Below are 20,350 nucleotides of genomic sequence, written 5' to 3' on the forward strand. Positions count from 1 at the left end.
AACAAAAGGGCCCCGCCAATTCACATTGGCGGGGCCCTTTTTTGTTGCTTCAAGCGTTTGCCTTACTCGGCGTCCGCTGCCTTCTCGCCGTGAGACAGGCTGTAGACGTAAGCGGCCAGCAGGTGAACCTTGTCGTTACCTTGCAGCTGCTCTTGCGCAGGCATCTGGCCCTGACGGCCGTAACGGATGGTCTGCTGCAGTTGAGCGAAGCTCGAACCGTAGATGAACGCTGCCGGGTGAGTCAGGTTAGGTGCGCCCATCGCCGGGGTGCCTTTGCCTTCCGGACCGTGGCACGCCACGCAGTTGGTAGCGAACAGTTTCTGCCCGGCAACCGGGTCGGCCTTGGCGCCTTCCGGCAGCTTGCGGCCATCGAGGTTGGTCAGGACAAACGCGGCCACGTCGGCCACGCCTTGCTCGCCAATCACTTCAGCCCACGCAGGCATCACCGCGTGACGGCCGCCCATGATGGTGGTCTTGATGGTTTCCGGCTCGCCGCCCCAGCGCCAGTCGGCGTCGGTCAGGTTCGGGAAGCCATAGGCGCCCTTGGCGTCGGAACCGTGGCAAACCGAGCAGTTGGAGGCGAACAGGCGGCCACCCATCTTCAGGGCTTGCGGGTCCTTGGCCACTTCTTCGATTGGCATGGCCGCGAACTTGGCGAAGATCGGACCGAACTTGGCGTCCGACCTGGCCATTTCCTTTTCCCACTCGTGAACGCCGGTCCAGCCGGTCTGGCCGTTGGCGAACGCGGTCTGCTTCTCGTTATCGAGGTAGTTGTAACCCGGCAGCAGGCCTTTCCAGTTGCCCAGGCCCGGGTACAGCACCAGGTAGCCGAGGGCGAAGATGATGGTGCCCACGAACAGCATGAACCACCATTTCGGCAACGGGTTGTCGTACTCCTCGATCCCGTCGAAGGAGTGACCAACCGTCTCGTCGGTTTGCTCGGCGCGCTGACCCTTGCGGGTGGACAGCAGCAGCCAGGTCAGGGCGAAGATGGTGCCGAGACTGAGGACTGTGACGTACAGACTCCAGAATGTAGTCATTCTTTGTTACTCCTAGAAGCTTGCTCGACGTGCTTGATGGCTTCGGGATCATCCGCGAAAGGCAGCAAGGTAGCGTCTTCAAACTCCGACTTGCGCTTGGGACTGAACACCCACAGTGCCAGTCCGATGAAGGCCACCATCACGACAACGGTGCCCAGGCCACGAATCATCCCGATATCCATCCAGATCACCGTTTGCTTTTGATGATGGTGCCCAGGCCCTGCAGATAGGCCACCAGCGCGTCCATTTCGGTTTTGCCCTTCACAGCATCCTTGGCGCCGGCGATGTCTTCGTCGGTGTAAGGGACGCCGAGCGTGCGCAAGACTTCCATTTTCTTGGCGGTGTCTTTGCCGTCGAGCTTGTTTTCCACGAGGAACGGGTAGGCCGGCATTTTCGACTCGGGCACTACGTTGCGCGGGTTGTACAGGTGCGCACGCTGCCAGTCATCGGAGTAACGACCGCCGACACGGGCCAGGTCCGGACCGGTCCGCTTGGAACCCCACAGGAACGGGTGGTCCCAGACGCTTTCACCGGCGACCGAGTAGTGGCCGTAGCGTTCGGTTTCAGCACGGAACGGACGGATCATCTGCGAGTGGCAGCCGACACAACCGTTGGCGATATAAACGTCCCGGCCTTCCAGTTCAAGGGCGGTGCGGGGCTTCATGCCCTCGACCGGCTTGTTGGTGACATCCTGGAAAAACAGCGGAACGATCTGGGTCAGGCCGCCGATGCTGACGGCGATGACCATGAAGAAGGCCAGCAGGCCAATATTCTTCTCGACTGCTTCATGCTTCATCAGTGAGCTCCAACTACGGCAATCTGTTCGGCGGCTTTGGCTTCAGCCGGGTTCGAGGCGCGTACGGTACGGAATACGTTGTAGGCCATGAACAGCATGCCGGTGGCGAAGAACGCACCGCCCAGGGCACGGACGATGAAGCCCGGGTGGCTGGCTTGCAGCGCTTCGACGAACGAGTAGGTGAGGGTGCCGTCATCGTTGATTGCACGCCACATCAGGCCCTGGGTGATGCCGTTGACCCACATCGAAGCGATGTAGAGCACGGTACCGATGGTTGCGAGCCAGAAGTGGGTGTTGATCAGGCCGGTGCTGTGCATCTGCGCACGACCGAACAGTTTCGGGATCATGTGGTAGACCGCGCCGATCGAGATCATTGCGACCCAGCCCAACGCGCCGGCGTGTACGTGGCCGATGGTCCAGTCGGTGTAGTGCGACAGGGAGTTCACGGTCTTGATCGCCATCATCGGACCTTCGAAGGTCGACATGCCGTAGAACGCCAGGGAGACGACCAGGAAGCGCAGGATCGGGTCGGTGCGCAGCTTATGCCAGGCGCCCGACAGGGTCATCATGCCGTTGATCATGCCGCCCCAGCTTGGCGCCAGCAGGATGATCGACATCGCCATGCCCAGGGACTGAGCCCAGTCCGGCAGTGCGGTGTAGTGCAGGTGGTGCGGACCTGCCCAGATGTACAGGGTGATCAGCGCCCAGAAGTGCACGATCGACAGGCGATAGGAGTAGATCGGGCGTTCGGCCTGTTTCGGCACGAAGTAGTACATCATGCCCAGGAAGCCGGTGGTCAGGAAGAAACCCACGGCGTTGTGGCCGTACCACCACTGGATCATCGCGTCCGTCGCACCCGAGTAGGCCGAGTAGGACTTGAACAGGCTGACCGGCAGCGACATGTGGTTGACGATGTGCAGCATCGCGGTCACGACGATGAACGCGCCGTAGAACCAGTTACCCACATAAATGTGCTTGGTCTTGCGCTTGACGATGGTGCCGAAGAACACCAGGCCGTAGGTGACCCAGACAATGGCCAGCAGAATAGCCAGGGGCCATTCCAGTTCCGCGTATTCCTTGGTGGTAGTGAAACCCATCGGCAAGGTAATGATCGCGCCGATGATCACCGCTTGCCATCCCCAGAAGGTGAAGGCGGCGAGGCTGTCGGAAATCAGTCGCGTTTGGCAGGTTCGCTGCACGACGTAATAAGAAGTGGCAAACAGTGCACATCCACCGAAGGCGAAAATCACCAGGTTGGTGTGCAGCGGGCGCAGGCGTCCAAAGCTCGTCCATGCCAGACCGAAGTTCAACTCCGGCCAGACCAGTTGCGAGGCAATGAAGACACCGAGCCCCATGCCAAGGATCCCCCAGACCACCGTCATGATGGCGAACTGGCGGACTACCTTATAGTTATAAGCAGTCGGACTGATTGCTGTGCTCATTCTAAGGTTCCACGGTTTGGGTGTTTTATTAGGATTAAAAATCGGCCGCAAGTATGGAGAAAGCAAGGGGTCATTGCAACGCGCCATGACCTGGGTCAATGCTTTCAAAAGCTGATTCTGCGGCCTTTCCATGCGCCGCGTAAGGACAAATTTGCCCGCGGGCAAAACGTCCCGGCGGACTGATCAGGCGAGGGGGTCAGGTCGGATGTAACGGGGTGTGTTCAAACGCAACGTTTGGCTGACCGGAGGCAACTGGCGCGACAGCCGGTATCTACCAGCCTTTGCGGCCTGTTCATCGGGCAGATTCGTCGAACACATCGTTCAGGGTCGACCTGGAACCGGCACCGGCCAGTCCGCATCGGGGGAAGCTTAGACCCGAATCCGGTGATCCGAAAGAAAGTCTGGGGGAGGGTGCGACAATGGGTCGCAAAGGGGCAGGGAACTGCCGCATCCGGGAGAATGCGGCAGCAGAGCGGTCGGGATTTATTTGCGGTTGTCTTCAGCCTGCAGGCGCTCGGTATTCAAACCGTGGGACAGGCTGTACACATACGCGGCCAGCAATTGCACCTTGTCATTGCCCAGCAGTTCGTTCTGCGCCGGCATATGGCCCTGGCGACCATGCCGAATCGTCTGCTCAAGCTGCGTCAGGCTTGTACCGTAAATGAAACCGGCCGGGTGCGTCAGGTTCGGCGCGCCCATGGCTTCAGTGCCCTGGCCGTTTGCGCCATGGCAGGCGACGCAGGTGGTGCTGAAGGCTTGCTGTCCGGCTTGCAGGTCGACTTTGCTGTCGGCGGGCAGCGGCAGGCCGGCCAGATCATGGCGCACATAAGCGGCGACGTTTTTCACACCTTCCTCACCCAGGACTTCACCCCAGGCCGGCATCATCGCCATCCGGCCACCCATGATGGTGGTCTTGATGGTTTCTGCGCTGGCGCCCCAGCGCCAGTCGCTGTCGGCCAGGTTGGGGAAGCCGAATGCACCCTTGGCGTCCGAGCCGTGGCACACCGAACAGTTGGAGGCAAACAGGCGGCCGCCCATTTTCAGTGCCTGCGGGTCCTTGGCCACTTCTTCCACGGGCATCGCCGCGAATTTGGCGAAAATCGGCCCGAACTTCGTGTCAGCCTTGGCCATTTCCTTTTCCCATTCATGCACCCCGGTCCAGCCGTTTTCGTAGCCGGGGAGGATGCCTTTCCAGTTGCCCAGGCCGGGATAAAGGATCAGGTAGCCGACGGCAAACACCAGGGTGCCAACGAACAGCATGAACCACCATTGCGGCAGCGGGTTGTCGTACTCCTCGATGCCGTCGAAGCTGTGGCCCATGGTCTGGTCGACACTGCCCTTGGTTTCGCCCTTGCGGGTGCTGAGCAGCAACCAGGTCAGGCCGATCAGGCTGCCGATGGTCAGTACGCAGATCCACGTACTCCAGAAGGTGGTCATGGCCGGGTACTCCTTGTTGCTGATTCTTCAGTGATGTCGGGTTGTGGCTCGTCGGCGAAGGGCAGCAGGCGCGCTTCGGCGAATGCCGGGCCGCGCTTGCCGTTGAATACCCACAACGTCAGGCCGACGAAGGCCACGAACACCACGACGGTGCCGAGGCCGCGGATCATTCCAGTGCTCAATTCAAACATTGCTCACCTCTTGCTCTTGATGGCAGTGCCGAGCACTTGCAGGTAGGCGACCAGTGCATCCATCTCGCTCTTGCCCTTGAGGGAAGCGACGGCCCCGGTAATGTCCTCGTCGGTGTACGGCACGCCCAGGGTGCGCATGGCCTTGATCTTGGTTTCGGTATGACTGCTGTCGAGCTGATTGGCCACCAGCCACGGGTAGGCCGGCATCTTTGACTCCGGCACGACATTGCGCGGGTTGTACAAGTGCGCGCGGTGCCAGTCATCCGAGTAGCGCGCGCCGACCCGCGCCAGGTCCGGTCCGGTGCGTTTAGAGCCCCACAGGAAGGGGTGATCCCACACGCTTTCACCGGCCACCGAGTAGTGACCGTAGCGTTCGGTCTCGGCGCGGAACGGCCGGATCATCTGTGAGTGGCAGCCGACGCAGCCTTCGCGGATGTAGATGTCGCGACCTTCCAGTTGCAGTGCGGTGTAGGGCTTCATGCCTTCCACCGGTTTGTTGGTTACGTCCTGGAAGAACAGCGGGACGATCTGGGTCAGGCCGCCGATGCTCACCGCCAGGATCATCAGCAGCAGCAACAGGCCGACGTTTTTCTCGATAGTTTCGTGTTTCATGGCGGACTCCTCAGGCCATCTGCGCGGCAGCGGCGACTTCGGCAGGCTGCGAGGCCCGCACGGTGCGCCAGGTGTTGTAGGCCATCAGGAACATGCCGCTGAGGAAGATCGCGCCGCCCACCAACCGCACGACGAAGCCTGGGTGGCTGGCCACCAGGGTTTCGACGAAGGAGTAGGTCAGCGTGCCGTCTTCGTTCACCGCACGCCACATCAGGCCCTGGGCGATGCCGTTGACCCACATCGAGGCGATGTAGAGCACGGTGCCGATGGTGGCGAGCCAGAAGTGCGCGTTGATCAGGCCGATGCTGTGCATCTGCTCGCGGCCGAAGACTTTCGGGATCATGTGGTACAGCGCGCCGATGGAGATCATCGCCACCCAGCCCAAGGCACCCGCGTGTACGTGGCCGATGGTCCAGTCGGTGTAGTGGGAGAGGGCGTTGACCGTCTTGATCGCCATCATCGGCCCTTCGAAGGTCGACATGCCGTAGAACGCCAGCGACACCACAAGGAAGCGCAGGACCGGGTCGCTGCGCAACTTATGCCAGGCGCCCGACAGGGTCATCATGCCGTTGATCATCCCGCCCCAGCTCGGCGCCAGCAGGATCAGCGACATCACCATGCCCAGCGACTGCGCCCAGTCCGGCAGCGCGGTGTAGTGCAAGTGGTGGGGGCCTGCCCAGATGTACAGGGTGATCAGCGCCCAGAAGTGCACGATCGACAGGCGATAGGAGTACACCGGACGCTCGGCCTGTTTCGGCACGAAGTAGTACATCATCCCGAGGAAACCGGCGGTGAGGAAAAAGCCTACGGCGTTGTGCCCGTACCACCATTGCACCATCGCGTCGGTGGCACCGGAGTACAGCGAGTAGGACTTGGTGAAGCTGACCGGCAATTCCATGTTGTTGACGATGTGCAGGATCGCCACGGTGATGATGAACGCACCGAAGAACCAGTTACCGACATAGATGTGCTTGGTCTTGCGCTGCATGATCGTGCCGAAGAACACGATGGCGTAGGCGACCCAGACAATGGTGATCAGGATGTCGATCGGCCATTCCAGTTCGGCGTATTCCTTGGAACTGGTGTAGCCCAGCGGCAGGCTGATGGCCGCCAACAGAATCACCAACTGCCAGCCCCAGAAACAGAACGCGGCGATTTTCGGTGCGAACAGCCGGGTCTGGCAGGTACGTTGTACTGAATAAAACGAACTGGCGAACAGTGCGCAGCCGCCGAAGGCGAAGATCACCGCGTTGGTGTGCAGCGGGCGCAAGCGGCCGAAGCTGGTCCACGGCAAATTGAAGTTGAGTTCGGGCCAGACCAACTGGGCAGCGAGAAAAACCCCGAGCCCCATGCCGACGATGCCCCACACCACCGTCATAATGGCGAATTGGCGGACCACCTTGTAGTTGTAGGCGGTACTGATAGAAGTGTTCATGGTTCCCCATCCACGGTTCAGCCGAAGTGAGCGCACTCGCGCAAGGCAGCGCACCCTTCGGCCGGAGTTATAGGCAGACTAAAAGCGAGGCAAGCATGGACAAAGGGCACAATGCCGGTATTGACGGGGATCAATGGGCGCAGTGCGTGCGGGATCATGGATGGTTGTGGAACGCCGCCGCTGGCAAGGCTGCCGCGACGCTGATCCTCGCCCATGGCGCCGGCGCACCGATGGACAGCGACTGGATGAGCGACATGGCTGCACGCCTCGCCGCGCAAGGCCTCAACGTGTTGCGCTTCGAGTTTCCCTATATGGCGCAGCGGCGCCTCGATGGCGGCAAACGCCCGCCGAACCCGGCGCCAAAACTGCTGGAGTGCTGGCGCGGGGTGTATGCCCAGGTGCGACGTCATGTCACTGGGCCGCTGGCCATCGGCGGCAAGTCCATGGGCGGTCGCATGGCCAGTTTGCTGGCTGATGAGTTGGGCGCGGATGCGCTGGTGTGCCTGGGGTATCCGTTTTATGCCGTGGGTAAACCGGAGAAGCCGCGGGTTGAGCATTTGGCCGGACTGAAGACGCGAACCTTGATCGTGCAAGGTGAACGCGATGCGCTGGGCAATCGGGAGGCGGTCGAGGGGTACGCGCTATCGCCGGGTATCGAGGTGTTCTGGCTGGTGGCGGGGGATCATGACTTGAAGCCGTTGAAGGCTTCGGGGTTTAGCCATGAGCAGCATTTGGCGGCTGCGGCGGGGAAGGTGGTTTCATTCCTTCAGTGAAAGATGTGGTGTTGCAAATGGCCTCTTCGCGAGCAAGCCCGCTCCCACAGGGTTTTGCACTGTACATAAATTCAAGCCACACCAAAGATCACTGTGGGAGCGGGCTTGCCCGCGAAGAGGCCTGTCCAGGCGATATACATTTCAGACTGGCAATAAAAAACCCGGAAGTGTTCACTGTCCGGGTTTTTATCATTCCAGCAGCAATCAGCGGTTAAACCGCTCCACCAACGAATACTGTGTATTGGCAGTCTTGGTCAGCTCTTCACTCAACAACGCCGAGTTCTGTGCCTGTTCCGAGGTCTGGTCTGCCAGTTGCGAAATGTTGCTGATGTTGCGGCTGATCTCTTCGGCCACGGCGCTTTGCTCTTCGGTCGCGGCGGCGATCTGGGTGGTCATGTCGGTGATGTTGGCCACCGCTTCACTGATCCCCACCAGTGCCTGGTCCGCTTCCAGTACCCGCGCCACGCCTTCTTCAGCTTGACGGTGCCCGGCCTCCATGGTTTGCACGGCAGTGCTGGCGGTTTGCTGGAGCTTGGCGATCAGCGCATGAATCTGCCCGGTGGACTCGCTGGTGCGTTGCGCCAGTTGACGGACTTCGTCGGCCACCACCGCAAAACCACGACCCATCTCGCCGGCACGGGCCGCTTCGATGGCTGCGTTCAGCGCCAGCAGGTTGGTCTGGTCGGCGATGCCTTTGATCACATCGACCACGCCGCCGATTTCGTTGCTGTCCTTGGCCAGTTGGGTCACGGTCACGCCGGTTTCACCGACCACCACCGACAGGCGCTGGATGGCTTCGCGGGTTTCCCCGGCGATGTCACGACCGCGACCGGTCAGGCGATTGGCTTCCTGGGTGGCGTCGGCGGTGCGTTGCACGTGGCTGGCGACTTCCTGGGTGGTGGCGGCCATCTGGTTGACCGCGGTGGCCACCTGTTCGGTTTCGACCCGTTGACGTTCCAGGCCGCTGGAGCTGTTGTGCGCCAGGGCGTCGGACTGTCTGGCCTGATCGGTCAGGTGTTCGGCCGTGTCCTGCAGACGCGTCAGGCAGGTTTTCAGGCGTGCTTCCTGGCTCAGGATGGACATTTCCAGGCGCGCCTGGGCGCCGCGACTGTCGGTGTACATCTGTGCGATCAACGGATCGGAGGTGGTTTGCTCGGCCAGGCGCAGCAAACGCTTGAGGCCTCGCTGTTGCCACTGGAGGCCCATCAGGCCCAGCGGCACCGAAAGACCGGCAGCCAGGGCAAACCCCCAATGGGAGTTCAGCGATGCACCGATCATGAAGCTCAATTGGCTGACCAGGATGAACGGCAGCCAGTCTTGCAGGATCGGCAGCCATTTATCCGAGGAGGGAATGGCCGACTTGCCCTGGTTGATGCGTTGGTAGAGCGCTTCGGCGCGGCGGATCTGTTCGGCGGTGGGCTTGACCCGTACCGACTCGTAACCGATCACCTGTTTGCCTTCGAAAACCGGTGTCACATAGGCGTTCACCCAGTAATGATCACCGGTCTTGCAGCGATTCTTGACAATGCCCATCCATGGCAAGCCTTGTTTCAGCGTGTCCCACATGTGGGCGAACACCGCGGCCGGGACGTCGGGGTGACGGACCAGATTGTGCGGTGCACGGATCAGTTCCTCTCGGGAAAACCCGCTGATCTCGACGAAAGCGTCGTTACAGTAGGTGATCATGCCCTTGGCATCGGTGGTGGAAATCAACCGTTGCTGAGCCGGGAAGGTCCGCTCGCGTTGTGTAATTGGCTGGTTGTTACGCATGGCTTTTTTAATCCGCAAGGCTTTCAAGTGCTGTATCGGCGAAGCCGGCGGATTGTTGAGCTTATTTTTCGATAATCAGCGATGCGTCGCAAAATGACCCTTGCGTCAGCCGGCGAGCATCGGATAGGTGAACAGGCCGAAATGCAGCAGGTTCAAGCCAAAGTGACTGGCAATGGCGGCGCCCAGCCCGCCGAACCGGTAGGCCAGGCCATAGCCGACCCCGGCCAGCGTTGCCAGCAATACCCACTGCCATCCTGCGCCGATATGGGCCAGGCCGAAGACCAATGACGCCAGCAGCAGGGCGAGAAGTTCACCGTAGGGCCGGTCTTTGAGGTGTCGGCTCAGGCCGCCCTGAATGTAGCCACGGAACAGCGCTTCTTCGACCAGCGTCACTAGCAGCAGATTGTTCAGCAACCACAGCCAGGCTTGATCCGGCCATTTCGGCGACCAGGCGATGACCCCCAACAAGAGCGCGCCGCCCAATGCCAGCATGGCGCTCAAGGTCAGGGCCAGTGCGGTGGCATACAGCGACAACCGAAGTGAACGGCGACCGACAATCCACGGACAAACCAGTAACAGCCAGAAGCCGATCAGCGGTTTGTCCAGGTTCAGGTGCATGGCGAATGACACGGCATCGTCGGTAAAACGCTGGGGATCGATAACGCGACCGTTATAGAAGCCGGGTAGCCAATGCGTCGCCAATGCCAGGGCCAGGACGATGAACAGGCCGTGGCCGAGGTAGCGGGCAAAAGGGATGTCGCGTTGGCGGACGGCGACACCTGCGACCAGCAACAGGAACACCGAAATTGCCGAGAGCCAGCCGAGATGGCCGTAGGTCAGCGCTAGGCCGTAGCCGAAGGAAAGCAGGGCCAGAAACGTCCATGGCAGGGCAATCATTTGAAGTCCTTAGAGATGAATAGCTTTTGTGGCGAGGGAGCTTGCTCCCGCTGGGCTGCGAAGCGGCCCCAATAACAATCAACCCGGTGTGCCAGATGAAATGCATCTGCAGGGCTGGCGACTGCTTCGCAGTCGAGCGGGAGCAAGCTCCCTCGCCACAGATGGGGGGTGTCCTGAGGGCTGCGATTATAAGCGCAGCCCAAATACAAACACCGCCCGAAGGCGGTGTTTGTGTCGGTCGTCCGTTACGAAGCAATCAACTGCCGCAACACATAATGCAAAATCCCCCCCGACTTGAAGTACTCCACCTCATTGAGCGTATCGATGCGGCACAACACCTCGATCTTCTCGCTGCTGCCGTCTTCGCGGGTGATGACCAGCGTCAGGTTCATCCGTGGTGTCAGCTCGACGCCGGTCAAGCCGAGGATGTCCAGGGTCTCGCTGCCACCCAGGTTCAGGCTCTTGCGGTTCTGATCCAGCTTGAACTGCAACGGCAGCACGCCCATGCCCACCAGGTTGGAGCGGTGAATTCGTTCGAAGCTTTCGGCGACGACCGCTTTCACCCCTAGCAGGTTGGTGCCCTTGGCGGCCCAGTCGCGACTCGAGCCGGTGCCGTATTCCTGGCCGGCGATCACCACCAGTGGTGTACCTGAAGCCTGATAGCGCATGGCGGCGTCGTAGATCGACATTTTTTCGCCGGTGGGAATGTAGCGGGTGTTGCCGCCTTCCTCGCCGCCGAGCATTTCGTTGCGTATGCGGATATTGGCGAAGGTGCCGCGCATCATCACTTCATGGTTGCCACGCCGCGAGCCATAGGAGTTGAAGTCTCGCGGTTCCACGCCTTTGTCGCGCAGGTATTGCCCTGCCGGGCTGTCGACCTTGATGTTGCCGGCCGGGGAGATGTGGTCGGTGGTCACCGAGTCGCCCAGCAGTGCGAGGATCCTGGCGCCGCTGACATCCTTGACCACGGGCGGCGGGCCGCCGATGTCGTCGAAGAACGGCGGATGCTGGATGTAGGTCGAGTCGTCCTGCCAGACATAGGTCGCCGCCTGCGGAACCTTGATCGCCTGCCATTGCGCGTCACCGGCAAACACTTCGGCGTATTCCTTGTGGAACATGGCGGTGTTCACCTGATTCACGGCGTCGGCAATTTCCTTGCTGCTTGGCCAGATGTCCCGCAGGTAAACCGGGTTGCCATCCTTGTCATCGCCTAGCGGCTCGCGGGTGAGGTCGGTGCGCACCGTGCCGGCCAGCGCGTAGGCCACCACCAGCGGCGGGGAGGCCAGCCAGTTGGTTTTCACCAGCGGATGCACCCGGCCTTCGAAGTTGCGATTGCCCGAGAGTACGGAGGCCACGGTGAGGTCGGCTTGCTGGATGGCTTTCTCAATGGGCTCCGACAGCGGCCCGGAGTTGCCGATGCAGGTGGTGCAGCCATAGCCGACCAGGGCAAAGCCCAATTCATCGAGGTATTGGGTCAGGCCGGCCGCCTTATAGTAGTCGGTCACCACTTTCGAGCCGGGGGCCAGCGAGCTCTTCACCCAGGGTTTGCGTTTCAGGCCTTTTTCCACAGCCTTCTTCGCCACCAGCCCGGCCGCCATCATCACGCTGGGGTTGGAGGTGTTGGTGCAGGAGGTGATCGCGGCGATGACCACGGCGCCGTTTTTCAGGCGATAGGTCTGGCCTTCGTAGTCGTAATCCGCTTCGCCGGCCATATCGGCATTGCCGACGGCAACACCGCCACCGCCTTCGCTTTCCAGGCGGCCTTCTTCCTTGCTGGTGGGCTTGAATTGCAGGTCGGTGAAGTCGCTGAATGCTTGCGCGACGTTGGGCAGCGACACCCGGTCCTGTGGACGTTTTGGTCCGGCGAGGCTGGCTTCAACGCTGGCCATGTCCAGCGCCAGGCTGTCGGTGAAGGCGGGTTCCTGGCCGGGCAGGCGCCACAGGCCCTGGGCCTTGCTGTAGGCCTCCACCAGTTGCACCGTTTCCAGGGGCCGGCCGGACAGGCGCAGGTATTCCAGCGTAATGTCGTCCACCGGGAAGAAACCGCAGGTGGCGCCGTATTCCGGGGCCATGTTGGCGATGGTCGCGCGGTCGGCCAGGGGCAGGTCGGCAAGGCCATCGCCGTAGAATTCGACGAATTTGCCCACCACGCCTTTCTTGCGCAGCATCTGGGTCACAGTCAGCACCAGGTCGGTGGCGGTGATGCCTTCCTTGAGCCTGCCGGTGAGTTTGAAACCGATGACTTCGGGAATCAGCATCGACACGGGTTGCCCGAGCATCGCCGCTTCCGCCTCGATACCGCCGACGCCCCAGCCAAGCACACCGAGGCCGTTGATCATGGTGGTGTGGGAATCGGTGCCCACCAGGGTGTCGGGGAAGGCATAGGTGCGGCCGTCCTCGTCCTTGGTCCAGACGGTGCGGGCGAGGTATTCAAGATTCACCTGGTGGCAGATCCCGGTGCCCGGCGGCACTACGCTGAAATTGTCGAAGGCACTCTGACCCCAGCGCAGGAACGCATAACGTTCGCCATTGCGTTGCATTTCAATGTCGACGTTCTGCTCGAAGGCGCTGCTGCTGGCGAACTTGTCGACCATCACCGAGTGGTCGATCACCAGGTCCACCGGCGACAGCGGGTTGATCCGCTGCGGATTGCCGCCGGCCTTGGCCATCGCCGCACGCATGGCGGCCAGGTCGACCACCGCCGGTACACCGGTGAAGTCCTGCATCAGCACCCGCGCCGGGCGGTACTGGATTTCGCGGTCGGAGCGACGCTCCTTGAGCCACGCGGCCAGTGCCTTGAGGTCGGCGCCGGTGACGGTTTTTTCGTCCTCCCAGCGCAGCAGGTTTTCCAGCAGGACTTTCAACGACATCGGCAGCTTGTCCAGGTCGCCCAGGCTTTTGGCGGCATCGGGCAGGCTGAAGTAGTGGTAGGTCTTGTTGCCGACTTGCAGGGTCTTGAGCGTATTCAGGCTATCGAGGGACGGCATTGCGATCACTCCTTTGAGTCCGCACGGCTACGGACAGAGGGGACGGGCAGAGGACTAAACCTAGTCCTCTTTGCTGCTTAAGGCTAATAACTGGACTCTATCGCTGAGTCCGGGGTTCCGAAGTCGGCTATCATGCGCGGGTTTTCGTGACAGGCTTTGCTTCAACGCAAGCCTGGGCATCGCGCAGTGGCCGAAATTCCTCGCCATTGCCCAGGAGTAAGAATGAACACCCTCTTTATGCATTGCCGGCCGGGCTTCGAAGGCGAAGTCTGTTCCGAGATTTCCGACCTCGCCGCGCGCTTGAACGTGGCCGGATATGCCAAGGCCAAGGCGGCAACTGCCTGCGCCGAGTTTGTCTGCACCGAAGAAGACGGCGCCGAGCGCCTGATGCGCGGGCAGCGTTTCGCCGAGCTGATCTTCCCGCGCCAGTGGGCTCGGGGGATCTTCATCGATCTGCCGGAAACCGACCGCATCAGTGTGATCCTTGCGCATATGGCGGACTTTCCGCTGTGCGGCAGCCTGTGGCTGGAAATGGTCGACACCAACGACGGCAAGGAACTGTCGAACTTCTGCAAGAAATTCGAAGTGCATCTGCGCAAGGCACTGATGGCGGCCGGCAAGCTGGTGGAAGATGCCCACAAACCGCGTTTGCTGTTGACGTTCAAGAGCGGCCGCGAAGTGTTCATGGGCCTGGCGGAGTCGAACAACTCGGCGATGTGGCCGATGGGCATTCCCCGTTTGAAGTTCCCCCGCGAGGCCCCGAGCCGCTCGACGCTGAAGCTGGAAGAGGCCTGGCACCACTTCATCCCGCGCGATCAGTGGGACGAACGCCTGCATGGCGACATGACCGGCGTTGACCTGGGTGCCGCCCCCGGTGGCTGGACCTGGCAACTGGTCAACCGCGGTATGCTGGTGACCGCCATCGACAACGGCCCGATGGCCGAAAGCCTGATGGACACCGGTCTGGTGCAGCACTTGATGGCTGACGGTTTCACCTTCAAGCCCAAGCAGCCGGTGGACTGGATGGTCTGCGACATCGTCGAGAAGCCGGCGCGCAACGCCGCGATGCTGGAAGAGTGGATCGGCGACGGCCACTGCCGCGAGGCGGTGGTCAACCTCAAGCTGCCGATGAAACAGCGCTATGCCGAAGTGAAGCGCTTGCTCGAGCGCATTGCCGATGGCTTCAAGGCCCGGGGCATCAAGGTGGAGATTGGCTGCAAGCAGCTGTACCACGACCGCGAAGAAGTGACTTGCCACTTGCGCCGGCTGGATGTGAAGAAGCCCAAGTCCCGCTGATTTCCATCCATGGCTTTTGTGGCGAGGGAGCTTGCTCCCGCTCGGCGGCGAAGCCGTCGAAAAACCTGTGTATGTGGTGTGTCAGGCACAACCAATAGCTGATAGCTGACTTTAGGGCTGCTTGGCAGCCCAGCGGGAGCAAGCTCCCTCGCCACAAACCGGGTAATGCGCGACAATGCCGGCCAGTTTCAGGAGTGAATCATGAGTGAAATGCTTGATACGCCGGTAGACGGCACCCTCGACGCCACCGGCCTCAACTGCCCCGAGCCGGTGATGATGCTGCACCAGCACATCCGTGACCTGGTGCCCGGCGGTCTGCTCAAAGTAATCGCCACCGACCCCTCGACCCGTCGCGACATTCCCAAGTTCTGCGTGTTTCTCGACCATGAACTGGTGGCGCAGCACGAAGATGAGGGCACCTACCTCTACTGGATTCGCAAGAAGTCTGTTTAACGGTAGCCAAAAAAAGACCTGCAAAAGCAGGTCTTTTTGTTTGTGCAATCAACCCGCCGAGCGGCTGTTACGAATCCGTCGGCGCGCACTGAGCGTCAGGCGGATCGACAGCATCAGCGCCGCACAGCTCAAACCGGCAATTAAACCTTCCCACAGCCCGCTCGGGCCGCTGGCCGGACCGAACAAGTCGGTCAGTCCCAGCACGTAGCCGACCGGCAGGCCGATGCCCCAATAGGCGAACAAGGTCAGGATCATCGTCACCCGGGTGTCCTGGTATCCACGCAGCGCACCCGCGCAGATCACCTGGATGGCATCGGAAAACTGGTACAGCGCGGCGTACACAATCAACATCGACGCAATCTGGATCACGGCCTTGTCAGGCGTGTAGATCGACGCGATAGGTTCGCGCAGGAGCAGGATCAGGGCCGCCGAGAACGCCGCGAACACCAGTGCCGCGCCGAGCCCGACCTTCGCCGCGAAGCGCGCCTGCCAGGGATTACCGGCTCCCAGTGCCTGGCCGACGCGCACGGTCACCGCCATGCCCAGCGAATAAGGAATCATGAACAGCAACGAGCTGATATTCAGGGCGATTTGATGCCCGGCCACCACGGTGGAGCCAAGACTGCCGATCAACAGGGCAATGACCGCGAAGATGCTGGACTCGGCGAACACGGCGATACCGATCGGCAGGCCAATGCTGACCAGACGCTTGATCACGGCCCATTTCGGGCGGTCGAAGCGTACCAGCACACGGGTGCGGGCATAGAAGGGGGCCCAGAAGGTCCAGCCGGCCATGCTCAACGCCATGAACCACATCACAATGCCGCTGGCCCAGCCGCACCCGACGCCGCCCAGGGCCGGTGCGCCGAAATGGCCATAGATCAACGTGTAGTTCAACGGGATGTTCAGCAGTAGCCCGCACAAGCCGATGACCATGCTCGGGCGGGTACGGCCCATGCCATCGCTGTAGCAGCGCAGCACGTAATAAAACGCCATGCCCGGCAAGCCGAAGGCGATCCCGTGCAGGTACCCCATGCTCGGCTCGATCAATTGCGGATCGACTTTCATCCAGTGCAGGATTGGCTCGGCGCCGAGCAGCAGGCCACTGCCGATCAACCCGACACACAGTGCCAGCCACAGCGCCTGGCGTACCAGCGGGCCGATTTCGTCAAGTTGCCCGGCGCCAAAGCGTTGCGCGACCTTGGGGGTGGTGGCCAGCAGGACGCCGGACATCAACAGGTAGACCGGAATCCAGATCGAATTGCCCAAGGCCACCGAGGCCAGGTCCCGTGGGCTGACGCGGCCGGCCATCACCGCATCGACGAAGCCCATGGCCGTGGTGGCCAGTTGCGCGATCATGATCGGCAGGGCCAGGCTGAGCAGGCCTTTTAGCTCCAGGCGAACGGGGGTCGTCCGCGCCGGAGCAATGGCGGCGGTATTCTCAATTACAGGATTCAATGGCGAAACGTCCAAAAGGTATTGATGCACAGGCGCGCATTCTACGCGTTGACGCGGCAGTCAGGAAAAGACCCGTGTTACCGATTTGTAATCAAAACCTGTGGGAGCGGGTTTGCTCGCGAAGGGGGAGTGTCAGTCACCATTAATGTTGCCTGGCACACTGCTTTCGCGAGCAAGCCCGCTCCCACAAAGTAACTTGCGCTTCAGACACAAGTGAACAATGCCCGCTGGCCCACCACCCGCATCTACGCCTAAACTGCCGATCCGCCAAAGGAGCCTGCCATGCTGATTGTTGCCGACGAAAATATCCCCCTGCTCGATGCCTTCTTCGAGGGTTTCGGCGAAATCCGCCGGGTACCGGGTCGTGCCATCGACCGCGCCACGGTCGAGCAGGCCGATGTTCTGTTGGTGCGTTCGGTGACCAACGTCAATCGCGCGCTGCTCGAGGGCAGCAAGGTGCGCTTTGTCGGTACGTGCACCATCGGCACCGATCATCTGGACCTGAATTACTTCAAACAGGCCGGCATCACCTGGTCCAGCGCACCGGGCTGCAATGCCCGTGGCGTGGTCGACTATGTGCTCGGCAGCCTGCTGACCCTGGCCGAAATCGAAGGCGTCGACCTGACCCGGCGTACTTACGGGGTGGTTGGTGCTGGCGAAGTGGGTGGGCGGCTGGTCAAGGTCCTGCAAGGCCTGGGCTGGAAAGTGCTGGTGTGCGATCCACCTCGGCAAGCGGCGCAAGGAGGGGATTACGTCAACCTCGAGCAGATCATCGATGAGTGCGACGTCATCAGCCTGCACACGCCATTGACTAAGCAGGGCCAGCAATCGACCTGGCACTTGTTCGATGAACAACGCTTGAACCGGCTCCGGTCCGGCACCTGGCTGATCAACGCCAGTCGCGGGCCGGTGGTCAACAACGCGGCACTGCGCGATGTGCTGCTGGAGCGCGAAGACCTGCAAGCAGTGCTCGATGTCTGGGAAGGCGAGCCTGAGGTCGACGTGGCGCTGGCCGAGCTCTGCGTGCTGGCAACGCCACACATTGCCGGTTACAGCCTCGACGGCAAGCAGCGGGGCACCGCGCAGATTTATCAGGCGTATTGCGATTTCCTCGGGCAACCGGCCCGCGTCAGCCTGGGCGATTTGCTACCGGCACCGTGGCTTTCGCACGTGACCCTCAATGCCCAAAGCGACCCGGCCTGGGCGTTGGCGATGCTGTGCCGTGGCGTGTATGACCCGCGTCGTGACGATGCCGATTTCCGTCGCAGCCTTGTCGGCAGTGTCAGCGAGCAGCGTGCGGCATTCGATGTGTTGCGCAAGCAATACCCGTCGCGCCGCGAGATCGACGGGTTGCAGGTGCGGATCGAGGGGGATGCGCCGCAGTTGCAGAGGATTGTGGCGGCGTTGGGAGCGACACTGGTTTAAAGACCGCATTGGCCTTATCGCGGGCTTGCTCGCGAAGGGCGCGCCACAGTCCCGGATTGGATAAGCAGGCATAAAAAACCCGGCCAACAATGGGCCGGGTCAAGAAGACGGTGGCTATATCACTTTTGTTCGGCAGGTTTGACCAATCGCTTTTCCAGTTCGCTGCAAGCTTTCTGGATCATTTCTTCAGTGATCGGTACTTCGCGACCCTGCTCGTCAATAATCGAGCAACCCAGAGACTGGTCTGGTTGCGTGCGGATCACTTGAATCTTGTCATCGCTGCTGTGTTGCAAGGACATGGCCTGTCTCCTCATCAGGTTGTTAGCTCACTGTAGAACCGCCAGGTGACCGGGCTATGACAACTCCCTGCGATCTTTCCGGGGGGACAGAACCAGTCCAGCAGAAATGCCTTCGCCTGGCTACCCGAACTTTAGACCAATAGCGTCTAGCCTCTAGTGTTGGTGGACATAATCAACCGGACTCATTGTGATTTGCAGCGAGCCACCCCATTGAGCGGTATAGGCTGACCCTAATGACTGCCTTGTCCAGGATAATTACGATGCTCTCTGCCCGTCACCGCCGTGCCATTCGCCTGGCCAGCCGTTTCATTGCGCCGTATCGCTGGCAGGCCATTGGCGCCTTGCTGGCGTTGATCGCCACCGCCGGCATCACCTTGTCCATGGGGCAGGGCATCCGCCTGCTGGTGGACAAGGGGTTCATGACCCAGTCACCGCACCTGCTCAATCAGTCCATCGGTCTGTTCATGGTACTGGTGGCGGGGTTGGCGATCGGAACCTTTGCACGGTTTTACCTGGTGTCGTGGATCGGCGAGCGCTGCGTCGCCGACATCCGCCGCAACGTGTTCAATCACCTGATTTACCTGCATCCGGGGTTTTACGAAGACAATCGCAGCTCGGAAATCCAGTCCCGCCTGACCGCCGACACCACGCTGCTGCAATCGGTCATCGGCTCTTCGCTGTCGTTGTTCCTGCGCAATCTGTTGATGGTGATCGGCGGGATCATCCTGTTGTTCATCACCAACCCCAAGCTCACCAGCATCGTGGTGGTTGCCTTGCCCCTGGTGATCGCGCCGATCCTGATCTTCGGGCGCCGGGTGCGTAACCTCTCACGCCTGAGCCAGGACCGGATTGCCGATATCGGCAGCTATGTGTCCGAAACCCTGGGCCAGATCAAGACCGTGCAGGCCTACAACCATCAGGCCCAGGACGAGCGCCGGTTTGCCGTGACCGTGGAAGAGGCGTTCAACACCGCACGCAAGCGCATCTTCCAGCGGGCATGGCTGATTACCCTGGTGATCGTGCTGGTATTGGGCGCGGTCGGGGTGATGCTCTGGGTCGGCGGCATGGACGTCATCGCCGGGCGGATTTCCGCCGGCGAGCTGGCGGCGTTCGTGTTCTACAGCCTGATCGTCGGCAGCGCGTTCGGTACCTTGAGCGAAGTGATTGGCGAGTTGCAGCGGGCAGCCGGCGCGGCCGAGCGGATTGCCGAGTTGCTGCGCTCAGAAAACATCATCCTGGCGCCAGTGGCGGGCGCGGTGAAACTGCCCGAGCGTGTCGAAGGCCAGTTGCAACTGCACAATGTGCGTTTTTCCTACCCGTCGCGGCCGCAAAGCTATGCTGTCGACGGCTTGAGCCTGACCGTCAATGCTGGTGAGACGCTGGCGCTGGTCGGGCCATCAGGGGCCGGTAAATCCACGGTGTATGACTTGCTGCTGCGATTTTACGACCCGGCCGAAGGGCGCATCCTGCTCGATGGCGTGCCATTGACTCAACTCGACCCGCTGGACCTGCGCCGCTGTTTCGCCCTGGTGTCGCAAACCCCGGCGCTGTTTTTCGGCAGCATTGAAGAAAACATTCGCTACGGCAATCCACAGGCGACCTTGGCCGAGGTGCAGGAGGCGGCAAAAATCGCTTACGCCCATGACTTTATCGAAGCCATGCCCAACGGTTACCAGACTCATCTGGGGGACGGCGGTCTCGGCTTGTCCGGTGGCCAGCGCCAACGCCTGGCCATCGCCCGCGCGTTGCTGGTGGACGCGCCGATCCTGCTCCTGGACGAAGCCACCAGCGCCCTCGATGCCCAGAGCGAACACCTGATCCAGCAGGCGCTGCCAAGCCTGATGAAAAACCGCACCACCCTGGTGATAGCCCATCGCCTGGCCACGGTGAAAAACGCCGATCGCATCGCAGTGATGGATCAGGGGAAGCTGGTAGCGGTGGGCACGCATCAGGAGCTTATCGCCAGTAATGCGTTGTATGCGCGGTTGGCGGCGTTGCAGTTTAGTGATGGACATGAAGCGGCATGAATGACTACTGAT

Annotated in this window: 18 protein-coding genes; 5 read left to right on the forward strand and 13 right to left on the reverse strand. The window is 61.1% G+C overall.

Annotated elements, in window-relative coordinates; genetic code table 11:
* Positions 1-62: 62 nt before the first annotated feature.
* The 8 genes from ccoP (ACM6G4_RS23090) to ccoN (ACM6G4_RS23125) form a co-directional block, all read right to left on the reverse strand.
* Positions 63-1,040 (reverse strand): cytochrome-c oxidase, cbb3-type subunit III, encoded by a 978-nt coding sequence (gene ccoP, locus ACM6G4_RS23090; protein WP_056721967.1) that lies wholly within the window; start codon positions 1,038-1,040, stop codon positions 63-65.
* Positions 1,037-1,222 carry a CcoQ/FixQ family Cbb3-type cytochrome c oxidase assembly chaperone gene (locus ACM6G4_RS23095; protein ID WP_003175465.1) on the reverse strand — a complete coding sequence of 62 codons (186 nt, stop codon included), beginning with the start codon at positions 1,220-1,222 and terminating at the stop codon, positions 1,037-1,039. Before ACM6G4_RS23095 ends, ccoP (ACM6G4_RS23090) begins: the two co-directional genes overlap by 4 nt.
* A 5-nt stretch (positions 1,223-1,227) precedes the next feature.
* Positions 1,228-1,836 (reverse strand): cytochrome-c oxidase, cbb3-type subunit II, encoded by a 609-nt coding sequence (ccoO, locus tag ACM6G4_RS23100; RefSeq protein ID WP_009042961.1) that lies wholly within the window; start codon positions 1,834-1,836, stop codon positions 1,228-1,230.
* On the reverse strand, positions 1,836-3,278 hold the full coding sequence (gene ccoN, locus ACM6G4_RS23105; RefSeq protein ID WP_414914689.1) for a cytochrome-c oxidase, cbb3-type subunit I: 1,443 nt from the start codon (positions 3,276-3,278) through the stop codon (positions 1,836-1,838). The genes ccoO (ACM6G4_RS23100) and ccoN (ACM6G4_RS23105) overlap by 1 nt, the downstream gene beginning before the upstream one ends.
* A gap of 483 nt (positions 3,279-3,761) precedes the next feature.
* Positions 3,762-4,715 carry a cytochrome-c oxidase, cbb3-type subunit III gene (gene ccoP / locus ACM6G4_RS23110; RefSeq protein ID WP_056721969.1) on the reverse strand — a complete coding sequence of 318 codons (954 nt, stop codon included), beginning with the start codon at positions 4,713-4,715 and terminating at the stop codon, positions 3,762-3,764.
* Positions 4,712-4,906 carry a cbb3-type cytochrome oxidase subunit 3 gene (locus ACM6G4_RS23115; protein ID WP_056721971.1) on the reverse strand — a complete coding sequence of 65 codons (195 nt, stop codon included), beginning with the start codon at positions 4,904-4,906 and terminating at the stop codon, positions 4,712-4,714. Before ACM6G4_RS23115 ends, ccoP (ACM6G4_RS23110) begins: the two co-directional genes overlap by 4 nt.
* A 3-nt stretch (positions 4,907-4,909) precedes the next feature.
* Entirely contained in the window at positions 4,910-5,518 is a 609-nt protein-coding gene (gene ccoO / locus ACM6G4_RS23120) for a cytochrome-c oxidase, cbb3-type subunit II (RefSeq protein ID WP_008020035.1), read from the reverse strand.
* A 10-nt stretch (positions 5,519-5,528) separates the two neighbouring features.
* Complete coding sequence (gene ccoN, locus ACM6G4_RS23125) at positions 5,529-6,953, reverse strand: cytochrome-c oxidase, cbb3-type subunit I (protein WP_056721973.1); 1,425 nt, start codon at positions 6,951-6,953, stop codon at positions 5,529-5,531.
* A gap of 95 nt (positions 6,954-7,048) precedes the next feature.
* On the opposite strand from ccoN (ACM6G4_RS23125), the gene ACM6G4_RS23130 reads away from it, so the two are divergent.
* Complete coding sequence (locus ACM6G4_RS23130; protein WP_223542344.1) at positions 7,049-7,726, forward strand: alpha/beta family hydrolase; 678 nt, start codon at positions 7,049-7,051, stop codon at positions 7,724-7,726.
* Between the two features lie 204 nt (positions 7,727-7,930).
* Here ACM6G4_RS23130 and ACM6G4_RS23135 read toward each other — a convergent pair whose 3' ends face one another.
* From ACM6G4_RS23135 to acnA, 3 genes are all read right to left on the reverse strand, one after another.
* Positions 7,931-9,496, reverse strand: coding sequence for a methyl-accepting chemotaxis protein (locus ACM6G4_RS23135; protein WP_056721976.1), 1,566 nt, complete (start codon positions 9,494-9,496; stop codon positions 7,931-7,933).
* Between the two features lie 105 nt (positions 9,497-9,601).
* Positions 9,602-10,393 carry a CPBP family intramembrane glutamic endopeptidase gene (locus ACM6G4_RS23140; protein ID WP_223542345.1) on the reverse strand — a complete coding sequence of 264 codons (792 nt, stop codon included), beginning with the start codon at positions 10,391-10,393 and terminating at the stop codon, positions 9,602-9,604.
* Positions 10,394-10,638: 245 nt separating this feature from the next.
* Positions 10,639-13,380, reverse strand: coding sequence for an aconitate hydratase AcnA (gene acnA, locus ACM6G4_RS23145; RefSeq protein WP_414914690.1), 2,742 nt, complete (start codon positions 13,378-13,380; stop codon positions 10,639-10,641).
* 222 nt (positions 13,381-13,602) lie between these two features.
* On the opposite strand from acnA, the gene rlmM reads away from it, so the two are divergent.
* Positions 13,603-14,676, forward strand: a complete 1,074-nt coding sequence (gene rlmM, locus ACM6G4_RS23150; protein WP_057715663.1) for a 23S rRNA (cytidine(2498)-2'-O)-methyltransferase RlmM — start codon at positions 13,603-13,605, stop codon at positions 14,674-14,676.
* 201 nt (positions 14,677-14,877) lie between these two features.
* On the forward strand, positions 14,878-15,129 hold the full coding sequence (tusA, locus tag ACM6G4_RS23155) for a sulfurtransferase TusA (RefSeq protein ID WP_056721984.1): 252 nt from the start codon (positions 14,878-14,880) through the stop codon (positions 15,127-15,129).
* Positions 15,130-15,177: 48 nt separating this feature from the next.
* On the opposite strand, the gene ACM6G4_RS23160 is transcribed toward tusA, so the two are convergent.
* The gene (locus ACM6G4_RS23160) at positions 15,178-16,587 is read right to left on the reverse strand and encodes an MATE family efflux transporter (protein ID WP_056722306.1); all 1,410 of its coding nucleotides are present in this window, start codon (positions 16,585-16,587) and stop codon (positions 15,178-15,180) included.
* A gap of 282 nt (positions 16,588-16,869) precedes the next feature.
* Between ACM6G4_RS23160 and pdxB the strand changes: the two genes are divergently transcribed.
* Positions 16,870-18,012: a 4-phosphoerythronate dehydrogenase PdxB gene (pdxB, locus tag ACM6G4_RS23165; RefSeq protein WP_414914691.1), complete on the forward strand. Its 1,143-nt coding sequence runs from the start codon at positions 16,870-16,872 to the stop codon at positions 18,010-18,012.
* Between the two features lie 119 nt (positions 18,013-18,131).
* On the opposite strand, the gene ACM6G4_RS23170 is transcribed toward pdxB, so the two are convergent.
* Positions 18,132-18,311: a PA1571 family protein gene (locus ACM6G4_RS23170; RefSeq protein WP_046041374.1), complete on the reverse strand. Its 180-nt coding sequence runs from the start codon at positions 18,309-18,311 to the stop codon at positions 18,132-18,134.
* Positions 18,312-18,571: 260 nt separating this feature from the next.
* Between ACM6G4_RS23170 and ACM6G4_RS23175 the strand changes: the two genes are divergently transcribed.
* Positions 18,572-20,338, forward strand: a complete 1,767-nt coding sequence (locus ACM6G4_RS23175; RefSeq protein WP_056721988.1) for an ABC transporter transmembrane domain-containing protein — start codon at positions 18,572-18,574, stop codon at positions 20,336-20,338.
* Positions 20,339-20,350 lie beyond the last annotated feature (12 nt).

The sequence above is a fragment of the Pseudomonas sp. IT-P258 genome (assembly GCF_949767825.1).
Classification (GTDB): Bacteria; Pseudomonadota; Gammaproteobacteria; order Pseudomonadales; family Pseudomonadaceae; genus Aquipseudomonas; species Aquipseudomonas monachiensis.